The organism is Aliivibrio sp. S10_S31 (genome assembly GCF_014694495.1).
Taxonomy (GTDB): Bacteria; Pseudomonadota; Gammaproteobacteria; order Enterobacterales; family Vibrionaceae; genus Aliivibrio; species Aliivibrio fischeri.
The window spans coordinates 71,086-86,479 of sequence record NZ_JAAUWR010000003.1; the positions used below are offsets into that span (position 1 = coordinate 71,086).

A 15,394-nucleotide genomic window follows, 5' to 3' on the forward strand; every position below is an offset into this window, starting at 1 on the left:
CCGATAACGTTGAATTAGGGCATGATTGACTGAAATCGCAGAATATTCTGGTGGCATTTTTTTTAACATATTGATTTATCTTCTTAATGTTTAAATAGGTACTCTATTTACAGCTGTGTTATTTAATTTTCATTGTTATCTAAATCAAGGTTGTGCCTAGTCTTTAATTTCCGTATCAAGCTTGATGTGATGAAGAGCCCTGTAGCAATACAAACTATTGTTGGGCCTGTTGGTGTGTCGAATAGATAAGAGGCTCGTAACCCTAAAATGCTAGAGCTACTGCCGATTAAGGCTGCAAGTACTACCATCATTTCGGGAGTTTGGCTGAACGGACGAGCGGCTGCTGCTGGAATGATGAGCATGGCGACGATTAACAGTACCCCTACAACTTTGATGGCAACGGCGACGACGATAGCAAGGGCAATGGTTAGAATGAGTTGCTCACGTTTAGGTGAGAAGTTACTGGCCAATGCCAAATCCTTATCGAGTGTTGATAGCAATAAACCTGACCAACGAAACCTAATTAAACCAATGATAAATAAAGCCCCTCCCCAGATAATGAATAGATCCATCTTACTTACAGCAAGAATATCGCCGAACAAATAAGCCATAAGATCAAGACGTATTCCGGACAAAAAAGATACGGCCACTAGACCAATTGCTAGCGCAGAATGGGCCATTACACCAAGTAGAGTATCCATTGCGTAACTACGTCCACTGAACTTAGATACAGTAATCGCCATAATTAGTGCAATAAAAAGAACACTAGGCAAAATTGGAAGTGAAAGAGCAAGGGATAACGCAATGCCTAACATAGAAGCATGAGCAGTAGCATCACCAAAATATGCCATACGACGCCAAACGATAAAACAGCCAAGAGGAGCGGCTGCTAATGTTACACCAACGCCTGCTAATGTGGCTCGCCAAAGAAAATCATCCAACATTTAGTACGCTCCCATGAAATTGATTGGAGGCAGCTTTGTGGTGGTATACGCCTAAAACATCGTTATCGTCGAGACCAAATAACACTTTATATTCTGGTGAATTACTCACTTTTTCCGGCGTACCTTCGCAACAGATTTGTCCATTTAAACAAATAACTCGATCAGTATTTTTCATCACTACATGTAAATCATGACTAACCATGATAATTGCGCATCCAGTTTCTTTTCTGAACGAGTCAATGTGTTGATAGAAATCTACGGTTCCACGTTGGTCTAGACCTTGAGTTGCTTCATCTAGCAATAACAGCATGGGTTCTTCTAATAAAGCACGAGCTAAAAGAACACGTTGAAGTTGCCCGCCTGATAACGAGTTTAATTGTTGCTTTTCTACCCCAGAGATTCCTGCACGAACTAGGGCTTGGCTAATTGTTTTTTTTGAGTGTTGTACCGGTAATGTTAAAAATCGAAACACGGTCATAGGTAATGCTTCATCGATATGTAAGCGTTGCGGAACGTAGCCAACCTTAAGCTTTTCCGCTCGTTCAATGTAGCCACTTACAGGTTTAATCGCTCCAATCAATGTTTTCAATAATGTGGATTTTCCTGAACCGTTGGGGCCAACTATAGTGACTATTTCACCTTGGCTGATCGAGATGTTTATGCGATCCAGTATGAGGTGTTTGCCGAATTTAACAGACAGCTGATGTAATGAAAGTAGCATCTAAATCTCTTGTATTTTGTATTGCAGGCGAACCATTTAGATTATTTAAATTTTCAATATGGTCATTTAATTGTTATGTTATAACATAACAATTAATTTTGCCAACCTTGGTGTTTTAAAGGTTTCAAGTTATTACTATTAGGAGAAGAATATGTTTAAAAGAGCCATATCAATGTTTGTTATGAGCTTAGCGGTGGTTTCACAGAGTTACGCTCAAGCCCCAAAGGTTGTTGTGGATATTGCTCCATTGCACTCTTTAGTCACTCAAGTTATGGATGGAGTGGGTGAGCCGGATTTATTGATTCGTCCTGAAATGTCACCACATAGTTATCATTTGCGTCCTTCGGAAGCAAAAGCACTTTCACAAGCGGATATTGTGTTTTGGGTTGGTGAAGGGTTAACACCTTGGCTTGAAAAACCGTTATCAAGTTTAGCGGGTTCTGCGACTCAAATAGAAATGATGAAAGTCGAGGGAGTAACTCTTTACGACTTTAGAAAAGGAGCAACATTTGAAGCTCATGAGCACCATGGTGATGTTCGAAATGAGCATGAAGAGGAACATCATGAAGACAGTAAAGAGCATGAACACCATCATCACGATGGACATGATCCACATGTATGGTTAGATCCGAAAAATGCTGAAGTTTGGGTTAATATCATTGCTAAAACGTTATCTGATGCAGATAGCTCAAATGCGCCAATTTATCAAAAGAACGCTAAAACCACAGTCAGTCGTTTACATAAGCTTTCTAGCAAGATTAAGCAACAAGCTAAAGGGTTAGAAGGGGTTAAGTTCATTGTGTTCCATGATGCTTATCAATACTTTGAAAAACGCTTTCAACTATTAGCATCGGGTGCGATTTCTATTTCTGATGCATCTAAACCGAGCCCTGCTCGAATTACAGAGATTCGTGATACGGTGAAAGAGTTAGGTGTGACCTGTGTCTTTACTGAACCCCAATATAACCCCGAATTAGTGAATAGTATTTTTGACAACTCAACAGTAAAGACGATTGGCACAATGGATCCACTCGGTGCTAATCTGGCAATAGGCAAAGATCAATATGACTCACTATTGATGTCCATGATAGAGAGTCTAAGTCAGTGTAAACCGTGATATTTATTTCTTACCAATAAAAAACGGCAACCTAAAATAAGGTTGCCGTTTTTATTTATCTCTTTATAGCCGTTAAGTTAAATTCCTGCCGGTTTAAAGAAGGCCTTTAAGCGTTTAGTGATCATTAAGCGAGAGACGGTAAACATTCCTGTCACTGTGCGTTGGTGTAGGCGGAAAATCGTGTCGTATAAACGGCGAATTAATCGACCTTGTAACACTAATTTTCCTTCTAAACGTGTCCCCGGAGCAAAAGTACCAACGGCAAAGTGATGACCAACAGCAACCACCATTCCACTGTCTTGGAAGATAAAATCTGTTAGCTCTTTCCCACGTAAATAACGACCTAAGCTTTTAGCTAAGTGAACCGCTGCACGGTTAGCGGCTTGAGCTTTTGGTGGAACAAAAGAACCATCAGGTTGTGGAATTGCAGCGCAATCACCAATAGCAAAGATACGAGGATCTTCGGTTGAGCTCAGATTTTGGTTCACGTTAATTTGGTTCATACGGTTGTAGCTTAAGTCCCCAATACCATTTAGCCAATCTGGCGCTTTTACACCCGCCGCCCAAAATTGGATATCAGCACCAAGAAATTTATCAACATCCGTTCGCATGCCATTTGCTGTTACTTCACTAATGCGAGTTTCTAGTAATACATTTACGCCACTTTTTTCTAGCTCTTTTAATACCTTATCAGACATTTTTTGTGGGCTGTTAGGTAAGACTCGATGCGCCGCTTCAATCAAATTAATACTTAAAGATGAAGCGTTATAGCGTTTTAATTTTTTACTTACTCGAGCTAATTCAGCCGCTAACTCAACACCAGTAGCACCCGCTCCTACAATGTTTATTGTGCTGCTTTTTCCTTCACGTAAGATTTGACTAATTTGATTCCACGCTTGGCGTGCTTGACCTGCTGAATCTAAAAATAGGCAATGCTCTTGAGCTCCTAAGGTATTAAAATCATTACTTAAGCCTGATTCTGTGCCATCTGGACGACGAACTAATAAGGTTTGGTTTTCACGGTCGATTCCCGTCATCGCACCTTGATAATGTTGGTAACCGTGATGAGCCCCGTGAGTGAAATAACAAACCGAATCTAAATCACTATCAAATGTGCCAGCTGCGATTTCGTGCAAACGAGGTTTCCAATAATGATGTGTTTCTGGTTCAATCAGAATGATTTCATCTTCTTTACGGGTTGATTTAGTTAATAAGGTCGATAGCTCTAGACCAGCAGCGCCACCGCCTACAACAATGATTCGGGACATAGCATTTTCTCATAGTATTTTGGCTTAGAGAGGAGTTAAATCACTCGAGAATAAACCAAAGAATAATCTTCATTACAGAGCGCAACAGTGTGTGCTGAGTTTCAATGCGGCTATTATATTTATTTCTTAATTCGTGATAATAGCTAATAAATGAAAATCACTTTTACGTATGGGTAATAAACGTATATTGGTTAATTATCCGTTTTGTTGGAAAGAGGAATAAATTAGATCCAGGTTATAGTTCTGAATGATATCGGTCGTATCTGGTTTGTAGGTTTGTTTTTATTATGTTTATTGCCATACTTTATTCAGTTGGTTTATCACAATCATTAAGGTGATTAGACGATAAATTATCAGTTTCAACCAATGTGGCTGCTTCTTCTGCTGTTGATTTTACTGATCCTATCGACGGAAAGCTTGATATGGGGGAGTACCTCGCAGAAAACGCTTATGGCGTAGGTTTTCGTTACTTAATTGCTCGTCGCTATGGTATGAAAACAGGGATCGATTTAGCGTTTAGTGAAGAAGATACTGCGCTTTATTTCCAAGTTGAGATGGGAATATAAAACCCCAAAGTAAATAACAAAGCTTAAATTTGAGCTTAGTGAATATCAGAAATAAATAATGGATAGATCTATAGTTAAACCATCAAAACTAACCACGAAGGTGAAAAGATGATCAAATCAAAATTGAAAATGTTGGTAGCATTAACTGCATTGGCTTTTACGGCACAAGCGTTTGCGACTGATAAGTACAATACAGATATACCAACAAGCATAATGACTCCGGATGCCGTAAGTACGAGTATTGGAGAGCTGAATTTTACTGATGGTGCACCAACAACAGAAACCACTCAAAAGCTTTACGATAATTTAGATACCATCCGTTCAACAGAAGTTTTTTTAAATGCAATCCCAATGGCATCATTAGAAGCATTAAGAATGGGGCATGAAAGTATTGGAGTGAGTAAATCAAACCAAGTGGTGGTGTTTGATAAATTAATGGATTCGAACCCATTGTTTTTAACCGGAAATACAGACACAGTTTATGCGTCTGCATTTTTAGATCTTGAGCGCGATGGCCCTACAGTTATTGAAGTCCCTGCGGGCATGGGGCCAACAACGGTTAATGACGCTTTTTTCAGATTTGTTACTGACTTAGGTATTGTTGGGCCTGATAAAGGTAAAGGTGGAAAATATTTAATTCTTCCACCTGGTTATGAGGGGGAAGTTCCTGAAGGGTACTTTGTTTCCCAATCAACAAGTTATGTTAACTGGTTTATTGCTCGTGGGTTTTTAAAAGACGGTAAAACAGATGCGGCAGTAAATGCATATAAAAATGAGCTAAAAATTTACCCGTTAGCGCAGAAGAATCAGCCTCCTAAAATGGAATTTATCTCAGGAAGTGAAAAAGAGTTTAATACTATTCATGCGAATAATGAGCATTTTTTCGATGAGCTAAAAGTTGTGTTAGATAAAGAGCCTATTTCATTTATTGACCCTGAAATGCGCGGTTTAATGTCGAGTATTGGTCTGCAAAAAGGAAAGCCCTTTGCACCTGATGCACGTATGCAAAAGATCTTAAAAGACGGCGTAGCGATTGGTAATGCAACGGCAAGAGCTTTGATATTCCAACCTCGTGATAAAGGGGCTTATATCTACTCCGATCGTTTATGGAAAACTGCATTTATTGGGAAAGATTACCAGTGGTTAGTTGATAAAGGTGAGGGAGGGCGCAATCTGGATGCCCGTACTTATTTCTTTTATATGGCGACAGTAAATACGCCAGCAATGGCGTTAAAACTTATTGATAAAGGATCTCAATATGCCATTGTTGATAAGTCGAAAGGTGGAGATTACCTTGATGGTGGTAAAACCTACAAGCTGAATATTCCTGCGAACGTGCCTGCTAAAAATTTCTGGTCAGTGGTTGCTTATGATCCACAAACACGCTCTGAGCTACAAACAGGTCAAGCGTTGCCAAGTAAGAATAATCAGCGCGATAAGTTAATTGAAAATAAAGATGGTTCTGTTGATCTTTATTTTGGACCTAAAGCACCAAAAGGCAAAGAAGCGAACTGGGTCGAAACCGTCCCAGGCAAAGGGTGGTTTACTATTTTACGTTTATACGGACCGCAAGAGGCTTGGTATGATCACTCTTGGAAACCGGGTGATATTGAGTTAATTAAATAAGTGATTGTTACCATTTAATCATAGCCTCTGCTTGTTATTACTAATGAGCAGAGGCTTTTTTATATCTAATGACTTTCTAGGTTTTGAATCAGAAGCTTTTCAATATTTTTAATAATAGGATGCTGATAGTAAGCACGATGATATTGAATACCAACACTAAACGTCATCGCTTTATTATCGAGAGTTAAAGGTAGCTTACATACGTTTATTGGAAGTTTGTTTTTTAAAATATCAAAGCAAACAAAAGCGTATTGGCTTATTTCTACGCACTCAATAGCAGAAGAGACAGAAGAAACCGTGAGTTTTTGAGCAAGGTTTATTCCTGTTTGTTTACGTAGTCGTTCATAGTACGTATTGTCATCGAGGTTTCCCATCGAAACCCTTACAGTATCAAATTGAGCTAAATCAGAGAGACTAATTTGGGATGAACAAGCTAACGGGTGCTGCTTAGATACATACACAAATAAATCTAACTCCCCGAGTTTTCGCTCAATAATGCGTTCATTTAGTTGATTCGGGTAACCCGAGATTCCGATAGATAATGCGCCTGATTTAGGAAACTCTATTCCTTCTAAAGACCAATCAACAATAGATATTTTAGGATGCCAATCATCTTGGGTTAACCCTTGTAAAAGAGGAACAGTTAACAAGCTGCTTAGTGGATTTGCTAAATGAAAAACATATTCGATATTGGCATCTTTATTATTAAACGATTTAGCCGTTTGTTGTGCTTGCTCAAGCTGTTCTAAAGGAGCTTTGATAATGTTGATTAACTGAGTAGTAAAGAGTGTTGGTGCATAAAGCCCTTTATCAGCAATGAATAATTCATTATTAAAGAGTTCACGACACTCAGATAAATAACGATTAAAGGTTGCTCTGCTGATGTCTAATGTATGACAAACTTTAGCTAACGATTTTTGTTCATAGAGTGAATCAAGAAAACGATATAAATTTAAGTCTATGCTGCTTTTCATGTTCTAGCTTTCCTTGCCAATATTTTTTTCTAGTATGAATCTTTTATGACAGTTTGTCTTTTAGTCTTGATCTTTGCGTCTTTCAATTTATTATATATGGAAATGCATATATCCACATATAAGGTTGAGTATGTTACCTCATCAATTTTTCAAAATGCTATCAGATGAAACACGAATGCGTTGTTTATTGCTTATTGCTCGTGAAGGTCGCTTATGTGTAAACCAATTAACGGAAGCACTAGAAGAGAGTCAACCAAAGATCTCTCGTCATTTAGCTCAACTACGCCAATCCGGCGTATTGGTTGATACCCGTGAAGGTCAATGGGTGTATTACCAAGTCAGCTCTGATTTACCGGGTTGGCTAAACAAAATTATAGTAGGTTTGAAGCAATCCAATTGTTTACAGGCTGAGTATCAAAAAGACACTGATAAATTAAACGCAATGAAAGTATGTTGCTAAATTAAGGATTAAGACGATGACAATTAAAGTAGGTATTAATGGGTTTGGTCGTATTGGACGCTTGGCATTAAGAGCAGCATTCGATTGGCCTGAGTTAGAGTTTGTACAGATTAATGATGTTGCGGGTAATACACATACATTGGCACATTTACTTGAATTTGATTCTATTCAAGGTCGTTGGCACCATGAAGTGACAAGTAATGGAAGTGATATGATCATTGATGGTCAACCCCTTAAAACAACACAAGAAAAAGACATCGATGCGGTTGATTGGTCTGGTTGTGATGTGGTGATTGAAGCGACAGGAGTACATCGTAAGCGTGTATTTTTAGATAAATATTTAGCTCAAGGTGTTAAGCGTGTTGTAGTTTCAGCTCCAGTAAAAGAAGAAGGGGTAGCAAACATTGTCGTTGGTGTGAATGATGATATTTTTGATCCAGCGGTTCACCAAATCGTTACTGCGGCATCTTGTACAACAAACTGCTTAGCTCCAATTGTTAAAGTTATCAATAATGAGTTGGGAATTGAAAATGCGGCATTTACGACAATTCATGATTTGACCAACACACAAACTATTCTTGATGCACCTCATAAAGATCTTCGCCGTGCACGTGCGTGTGGCATGAGCTTAATCCCAACCACAACGGGTTCAGCTAAAGCGATTGTAGAAATTTTCCCTGAGCTAAAAGATAAAATTGATGGCCATGCTGTTCGAGTTCCTTTAGCGAATGCATCACTCACCGACATTATCTTTGAAGTAAAAAGAGATACCACAGTAGAAGAAGTAAATCAGTTATTAAAGGATGCGGCACAGGGTGATCTAAAAGGTATTTTAGGATACGAAGAGCGCCCATTAGTATCGATTGATTACAAAGGCGACCAACGCTCAACAATAGTCGATGGACCATCTACTATGCTTGTAGGTAAGCGTATGGTGAAAATTTACGCTTGGTATGACAATGAAATGGGCTACGCGACTCGTACTGCTGAGTTAGTTCGTAACGTTGGTTTAGCTTAATAGTAATGACATTGGTTTAAGGAATTTTAAATGACACATCCTACTTGGGAATTGCCTGTTACAGGCACTAATGGCGCATTAATTTTGACTCCGTGTCCGGGAACAAAAGGGGTTGAATTAACGGCTTCATTAGAGCAATTAAAAGCACAAGGTGTTGAAGCAATAGCAACAGCATTAAGCCAAGATGAATTAACAGAAAAAGGCGTAGGTGCTCTTGGTGAAGAAGTACAACGTCTAGGTATGAAGTGGTTTTATTTGCCAATTGAAGATGATTGCGCACCGGGTGATGAGTTTGCAGCACAATGGAAAGCAGCAACGCCTGAACTGCAGCAAGTATTAGAAAAGAATGGCAAGGTAGCAATGCATTGTATGGGTGGTTCAGGCCGAACAGGTTTGCTTGCTGGGCATTTGTTATTGGATTTAGGTTGGGATCTGGATGTGATTAAGCAACAGGTTCAGGCATTGCGTCCGGGTGCTTTTACTAAGTTAGTACAAATTGAATACATTGATGCTGTTGCTGGTAAGTAATGTGTTTTAGATAAGGTCTCAGAAAGCGATGTGCTTCTGAGATCTTTTTATTTAAACAGGTGATTTTTATGTTTTCTCAATTAAGTCACAGCGTACGTCAATACATGCTTGTGACGTTTAATTATTGGAATTTCACCATCACTGATGGCGCATTGCGTATGTTGGTGGTGCTCTATTTTCATGATTTGGGTTACACCACATTAGCCATCGCATCATTGTTTCTTTTCTATGAATTTTTTGGTGTGGTGACGAACTTTATTGGTGGGTGGCTTGGCGCAAGGCTTGGATTAAATAAAACCATGAATATTGGTTTATTAATGCAGGTTGGTGCGTTATTGATGCTTGCCCTGCCAAGTAGTTGGCTCACCATTCCTTGGGTGATGGCCGCTCAAGCGTTCTCGGGTATCGCTAAAGATCTGAATAAAATGAGTGCCAAAAGTGCGATCAAAACCCTTGTTCCAAGTGAACAAGAAGGGGCGCTTTATAAGTGGGTAGCCATACTCACGGGGTCTAAAAATGCACTTAAAGGTGCGGGCTTCTTCCTCGGTGGATTACTGTTAACGACGATTGGATTCCAATTTGCAGTTATCGCAATGGCGAGTGTGCTGTTTGTGGTCTTTGTGGGTAGCGTACTTTTGCTTGATGGTGATATGGGAAAAGCAAAATCAAAGCCTAAATTTACTCAACTGTTTTCAAAGTCAGAACAAATCAATACGCTTTCGGCCGCTCGTCTATTCTTGTTTGGTGCTCGAGATGTATGGTTCGTTGTCGCTTTACCTATTTACCTTGGTAGCGTGTTTAACTGGGATCATTCATTGGTTGGTGGCTTTTTAGCGTTATGGGTAATTGCGTATGGTTTTGTACAAGGCTTTGCTCCTAAAATTACCGGTAAAGCGGAAGGGAAAGTACCTGACGGCCGAGCTGCAATGTGGTGGGTGAGTTTATTAGCCTTGGTGACAGGGATTATTGCTTATAGTGTTCAAATAGAGTGGCAACCTGAATACGTCATCGTAATTGGCTTGTTGATTTTCGGTGGTATCTTTGCCGTAAACTCTTCACTTCACTCTTATCTGATTGTGAGTTATGCCAAGGGTGATGGCGTATCTATGGATGTAGGTTTCTATTATATGGCTAATGCCATGGGACGCTTAGTGGGTACTATTCTATCTGGTTGGGTCTTTCAAGTGGCAGGTTTTGCTGCGTGCCTATGGGTGTCGTTTGGGTTCTTATTACTTGCTGCCTTGATATCCATTAAGTTGCCAAAATCAAATTAATATGAATAGAACGCAGATAGCTGTGTATATTTAGCTTTTTTTTATTACAAAAAAAACCACCGATAAACGGTGGTTTTTTGTTTAATTTATTGCGAAATTAACGCAGTAAATTAAAAACCTTCCATGTTTTTAGCTTCAAGCTGTTGGAAGTATTTAACTGTTTTCACTTTCAGTTCTTGTGTTGATGGCTCATCACACACGATTACTGATTTAGGGTGAAGTTGAAGTGCAGATACAGTCCATAGGTGGTTTACAGAACCTTCAACAGCCGCTTGCAGAGCAAGACCTTTGTTGTGACCTGTAATTAGGATCATGATCTCTTCTGAATCAAGTAGAGTACCAACACCGATTGTTAGTGAGTACTCAGGAACAAGGTTCATGTCGCCACCGAAGAAGCGAGAGTTAGCAATACGAGTATCTTCAGTTAACGTTTTAATACGTGTACGAGAAGATAGAGATGATGCTGGTTCATTAAAAGCGATGTGACCGTCGTTACCAACGCCACCCATGAATAGGTTAATGCGGCCGTAAGACTTGATTTTGTCTTCGTAACGTTGACATTCCGCTTCGTGATCTTCTGCATTACCATTTAGTAGGTTGATATTTTCAGGTTGAATATCAATGTGGTTGAAGAAGTTTTCGTGCATGAATGTACGGTAAGATTCAGGGTGATCCGCTGGAAGACCAACGTATTCATCCATGTTGAACGTTACTACGTTCTTGAAGCTCACTTCGCCAGCTTTATGCAGTTCGATTAGCTTTTTGTAAGTATTAAGAGGTGTACCGCCAGTAGGTAGACCTAGAACAAATGGACGATCAGCGGTTGGGTTGAATGCATTGATACGGTTAACAATGTGTTGTGCAGACCATGCACCAACTTGTTCAGCGCGATTTAGCGGGATTAATCTCATTTGTATACCTCAAAAAAAACGTAAGTCGTAGAATCAAAAATCATTAATTCGCATTATAAAATAAGTTGTCACGTATCACCAATGATTTTGCTCAATAAAGAAACATTATTATTTAACATTGATCACGTTTGTACTTAAATGATCCATAAATGGATCGGCTTTCATAAAACCAGTTAAACGAGAATCAGATAAATATTCTCCGTTTGCATTCCAAAAATCGATGGTTGGTAGTCCAAGAACTTTAAGCTGCTGTAATAGCTCAATATCTGTTGGGCTATTTTTTGTTACGTCTGCTTGTAATAAAACAAACTCAGATAATACGGGTTCAACTTTCTCATTATGGAAGGTGTACTTTTCAAATTCTTTACAAGCCACACACCAGTCAGCATAAAAGTCGAGCATAACTGGTTTTCCTTGTGCTTTGGCTATCTCGAGTTCTTGGTTTAACTCATTAATATTAGTGATTTTTTTAAAGGTCACGGTTTGAATGTTTGTTGCTATTTCAGTATTACTTTTTCCTGAAATAGCATCAATTAGCGGAATGGCTGAACCAACAATACCTAAAATGGCAACAATACCAACAATACTGGTTTTCCATGATTGAGGCATGGTTGCTTTAACATGATATAGCCAACCAAATGCAGCAATACCTAATGCAGACCACACAAATGGAGTAACGTCATGTGGAAGAATTCGCTCTAATAAGAACACAGGAACGGCAAGTAAAATAAAACCGAATAATGTTTTTACATGCGTCATCCAAACTCCGGCTTTTGGTAGTAACTTATTGCCAAATACTGCCGCTAAGATCAGTGGAATACCCATACCAATAGCCAGTGCATAAAGAGCAATTGCCCCAGTGAGTAAGTCTCCGCTTTTTGCGACATAAAGTAGTGCGCCAGAAAGTGGGGCTGTTGTGCATGGTGAGCAAACTAAACCTGAGATAGCCCCCATGGCAAATACACCACCTAAGTTACCACCTTGCTGCTGATTACTGATGTCATTTAATTTAGTTTGTATGCTGTTTGGCAGTTGAATGGTGTAAGCACCAAACATAGAAAGCGCAAGCAATACAAATAGAATGCTTAATCCAATAAGTACATAAGGATGTTGTAATGCCGCTTGGAATTGAAGGCCAGCTGAAGCAACCACTAATCCAAGTAAGGTGTAAGTTAATGCCATGCCTTGAACATAAACAAAAGAGAGTTTAAATGCTTTACCATGAGATAGCTTACCACCACCTAAAACAATCCCCGTTAAGATAGGGTACATAGGCAGTACGCAAGGTGTAAACGCAAGACCAATACCTAATGCTAGAAATAAGAAAGGTGTCCACCAAGCATCACCTAAATTGGTCGCTAACTCTTGTTGTTGAGTTTGCGTTTTTGGTGTTTCAGGTGTTGGCTGAACTGCTGTTTTTATTCCAACCGGTGCATTTTCACTTTTGGCAACCACGTCTGTTTTTGCCACTTCATTTTGATAGCTACTTGGAGCGCTTAGCTCTGATAGTGGAATTTTACGAATTTCAGGTGGGTAGCAAAATCCAGCTTTTGCACAACCTTGGTATCGAACAATTAATTCTGCGTTATCACCAACTGAAACCAGTGGAACAGTAATAGTTAATGGCTCAGTGTAAATATTCACATCACCAAAAAACTCATCATTATGAGGGGTTCCATCTTCCATTACGAGATCAGCAATTTCGGCACCGTTCGCTTTTACTGAAATACGTTGTTGATACAGATAATAATCAGGTTTTACTTGCCAATCTAAATAAACACGATCGCCTTGTTGCATAAAATTGAAAGGAAAAGCCTCATTTACTGTCACAAAAGATGAATCTTGGCTTCCTTGAAGTTTGGTTAAATCAAACGCTGCATTGGCGTTAGGAACCAAGGTTGTGAACAAAAGAAAGAGAGATAAAAGGGCTGTTCGAAAGCGATATAAATGCGTCATGTGAAAATCTTTATAAAAATAGGTACGGGTATGACTATAAAAACGGTCAAGAGTTCGACAAGTATAGTATCAATTCACACGATTTTATATCTATCTCTTCTTGCTTATTATGAGAATAAATTGTCATTTGTTGCGGTTTCGGGATCCCTACGACACTATTTTTCTCATACTAAAACTATGCTTGTTTGGATGACAATTCAAAGAGGGTGTGGTGATGAAATACAAACATATTCTAGTTGCTCTGGATCTTTCAAAAGAAAGCCATTTATTGATTGATAGAGCAGTTTCATTAGCCGAACTTGTGGGGGCAAAAGTATCGTTTATTCATATTGATGGCACTCATGGAGAAATTTATCCAGAGTTAATTGATATTCAGGCTGAACCTGAACTGAAACCATTAAATGAACCTTCAAATAAGTGGCTTACTGAATTCCAGAAATATACGACATTTCCAATTGAGCATTTCTGGGTGGGTACTGGCGATTTGAGTAATAAGGTGAGTCTTGCTGTTACAGATACCGAAGTCGATCTTATTATTTGTGGTCATCACCATGATTTTCTGAGTAAGATTATTTCTTATTCTCGACCATTAATAAATCATTCACTTGTCGATATTTTAGTGGTTCCGATCTCTTCATAAAGACATAAAAAAATGGCAGCTTATTCAGCTGCCATTTGAGGGATATTATTGCAATTCACCTATTAAAGAATAATACCACCGAATGCAAAACCTAGAGCAACAGACGTTGCGATAGTTGCCACACCAGGGATAAAGAATGGGTGGTTAAATACTAGGTTACCGATACGAGTTGAACCTGTATCATCCATCTCAACCGCTGCAAGTAATGTAGGGTAAGTTGGAAGAACGAACAGTGCACTTACTGCAGCAAAAGAAGCAACTGCTGTGATTGGTGCAACACCGATAGCAAGAGCAGCAGGCATTAGAGCTGTTGTTGTTGCACCTTGAGAGTAAAGAAGCATTGAAGCAAAGAATAAAACAACCGCTAGCATCCAAGGGTATTGTTCAAGAATATGAGCAGAGAACTCTTTGATTTCGCCAATGTGAGAAGATACAAATGTATCACCTAACCAAGCAACACCAAGCACACATACACAAGCACTCATACCTGATTTAAATGTCGCTGCGTTAGCAATTTTAGACGCATCAATTTTAGTGAAAGTAACAATTGCCGCAGCTGCTGTTAGCATTAGAGCCATGATAGCTTCGTTACGACCAATGGTTGGGTGTTCAATTAGACCAACACTACCACTGATCATTGTTGCATAAGCCACAACAGCAATGATTGCCGCACAGAAGATGTAAACAGATGCTTTTGCAGTTGGTAAGATTTCGCGCTTACCTGTGCCATTCATCTTAATTAGGCCTTTTTGAAGGCGATCTTGATAAACTACATCGTCTTTTAGTTCACAACCTAGGAAGTTAGCAACAAAAGCACCAACCATACATGCAAGGAATGTTGAAGGAATACATACTGCTAATAGCGTTAAGTAATCCACACCTAGAGGCTCAAGAATACCAGAGAAGAAAACAACCGCCGCTGAAATAGGAGACGCTGTGATTGCAATTTGAGATGCAACAACGGCGATAGAAAGTGGGCGAGATGGACGAACACCTTGTTCTTTCGCTACTTCAGCAATAACAGGAAGTGTAGAGAAAGCGGTGTGGCCAGTACCTGCTAGCATCGTCATGAAATAAGTCACGATAGGTGCGTAGAAAGTAATGCGTTTTGGATTCTTACGTAAGAATTTTTCTGCTAGATCAACCAACCAGTCCATACCACCTGCAACTTGCATTGCAGCGATAGCAGTAATAACAGACATGATAATTAGGATAACATCAATAGGAATAGAACCTGCGTCCAGACCTAAAATCATGGTCAGAACTAGCACACCGGCACCACCCGCAAAACCAATACCAATACCACCGATGCGCGCACCTAAATAGATGAACAGCAGTACTACAAAAAGTTGTACAGCAATCATATGAAACTCCACTTTTTAATATTTAAA

At 39.3% G+C, this 15,394-nt stretch carries 15 protein-coding genes; 8 read left to right on the plus strand and 7 right to left on the minus strand.

From position 1 onward, the window contains the following. Nucleotides 1–122: 122 nt before the first annotated feature. Both HC728_RS03265 and HC728_RS03270 read right to left on the minus strand, forming a co-directional pair. Nucleotides 123–944, minus strand: a complete 822-nt coding sequence (locus HC728_RS03265) for a metal ABC transporter permease (RefSeq protein ID WP_017020192.1) — start codon at nt 942–944, stop codon at nt 123–125. After that, nucleotides 934–1,665: a metal ABC transporter ATP-binding protein gene (locus HC728_RS03270; RefSeq protein ID WP_065597698.1), complete on the minus strand. Its 732-nt coding sequence runs from the start codon at nt 1,663–1,665 to the stop codon at nt 934–936. The genes HC728_RS03265 and HC728_RS03270 overlap by 11 nt, the downstream gene beginning before the upstream one ends. A 151-nt stretch (nt 1,666–1,816) precedes the next feature. Between HC728_RS03270 and HC728_RS03275 the strand changes: the two genes are divergently transcribed. Continuing rightward, nucleotides 1,817–2,782 (plus strand): zinc ABC transporter substrate-binding protein, encoded by a 966-nt coding sequence (locus tag HC728_RS03275; protein ID WP_065597697.1) that lies wholly within the window; start codon nt 1,817–1,819, stop codon nt 2,780–2,782. A 77-nt stretch (nt 2,783–2,859) separates the two neighbouring features. Here the strand turns inward: HC728_RS03275 and HC728_RS03280 are convergent, their stop codons facing one another. Further along, nucleotides 2,860–4,050, minus strand: coding sequence for an NAD(P)/FAD-dependent oxidoreductase (locus tag HC728_RS03280; RefSeq protein WP_065597696.1), 1,191 nt, complete (start codon nt 4,048–4,050; stop codon nt 2,860–2,862). A 368-nt stretch (nt 4,051–4,418) separates the two neighbouring features. On the opposite strand from HC728_RS03280, the gene HC728_RS03285 reads away from it, so the two are divergent. Both HC728_RS03285 and HC728_RS03290 read left to right on the plus strand, forming a co-directional pair. Next, nucleotides 4,419–4,616: a hypothetical protein gene (locus tag HC728_RS03285; protein ID WP_065597695.1), complete on the plus strand. Its 198-nt coding sequence runs from the start codon at nt 4,419–4,421 to the stop codon at nt 4,614–4,616. Between the two features lie 108 nt (nt 4,617–4,724). Further along, complete coding sequence (locus HC728_RS03290) at nt 4,725–6,242, plus strand: DUF1254 domain-containing protein (protein ID WP_190395124.1); 1,518 nt, start codon at nt 4,725–4,727, stop codon at nt 6,240–6,242. A gap of 65 nt (nt 6,243–6,307) precedes the next feature. On the opposite strand, the gene HC728_RS03295 is transcribed toward HC728_RS03290, so the two are convergent. Next, the gene (locus HC728_RS03295) at nt 6,308–7,216 is read right to left on the minus strand and encodes a LysR family transcriptional regulator (protein ID WP_017020198.1); all 909 of its coding nucleotides are present in this window, start codon (nt 7,214–7,216) and stop codon (nt 6,308–6,310) included. A gap of 130 nt (nt 7,217–7,346) precedes the next feature. Between HC728_RS03295 and HC728_RS03300 the strand changes: the two genes are divergently transcribed. The 4 genes from HC728_RS03300 (at nt 7,347) to arsJ (ending at nt 10,496) form a co-directional block, all read left to right on the plus strand. Continuing rightward, nucleotides 7,347–7,676, plus strand: a complete 330-nt coding sequence (locus tag HC728_RS03300; RefSeq protein WP_012533435.1) for a metalloregulator ArsR/SmtB family transcription factor — start codon at nt 7,347–7,349, stop codon at nt 7,674–7,676. A 16-nt stretch (nt 7,677–7,692) separates the two neighbouring features. Continuing rightward, on the plus strand, nt 7,693–8,694 hold the full coding sequence (locus tag HC728_RS03305; protein WP_065641235.1) for an ArsJ-associated glyceraldehyde-3-phosphate dehydrogenase: 1,002 nt from the start codon (nt 7,693–7,695) through the stop codon (nt 8,692–8,694). Between the two features lie 30 nt (nt 8,695–8,724). Continuing rightward, nucleotides 8,725–9,222, plus strand: coding sequence for a dual specificity protein phosphatase family protein (locus HC728_RS03310; RefSeq protein ID WP_017020200.1), 498 nt, complete (start codon nt 8,725–8,727; stop codon nt 9,220–9,222). 68 nt (nt 9,223–9,290) lie between these two features. Continuing rightward, entirely contained in the window at nt 9,291–10,496 is a 1,206-nt protein-coding gene (gene arsJ / locus HC728_RS03315; protein ID WP_017020201.1) for an organoarsenical effux MFS transporter ArsJ, read from the plus strand. Between the two features lie 110 nt (nt 10,497–10,606). Here the strand turns inward: arsJ and nagB are convergent, their stop codons facing one another. Next, nucleotides 10,607–11,407, minus strand: coding sequence for a glucosamine-6-phosphate deaminase (nagB, locus tag HC728_RS03320; RefSeq protein WP_011262751.1), 801 nt, complete (start codon nt 11,405–11,407; stop codon nt 10,607–10,609). A gap of 108 nt (nt 11,408–11,515) precedes the next feature. Further along, nucleotides 11,516–13,363 carry a protein-disulfide reductase DsbD gene (locus HC728_RS03325; RefSeq protein ID WP_065622719.1) on the minus strand — a complete coding sequence of 616 codons (1,848 nt, stop codon included), beginning with the start codon at nt 13,361–13,363 and terminating at the stop codon, nt 11,516–11,518. A 214-nt stretch (nt 13,364–13,577) separates the two neighbouring features. Between HC728_RS03325 and HC728_RS03330 the strand changes: the two genes are divergently transcribed. After that, nucleotides 13,578–14,003, plus strand: a complete 426-nt coding sequence (locus HC728_RS03330) for a universal stress protein (protein WP_012534058.1) — start codon at nt 13,578–13,580, stop codon at nt 14,001–14,003. A 62-nt stretch (nt 14,004–14,065) separates the two neighbouring features. Here HC728_RS03330 and HC728_RS03335 read toward each other — a convergent pair whose 3' ends face one another. Next, a complete protein-coding gene (locus tag HC728_RS03335) occupies nt 14,066–15,367 on the minus strand; it encodes an anaerobic C4-dicarboxylate transporter (protein WP_005421215.1) in 1,302 nt (433 codons plus the stop codon). Between the last annotated feature and the right edge of the window lie 27 nt (nt 15,368–15,394).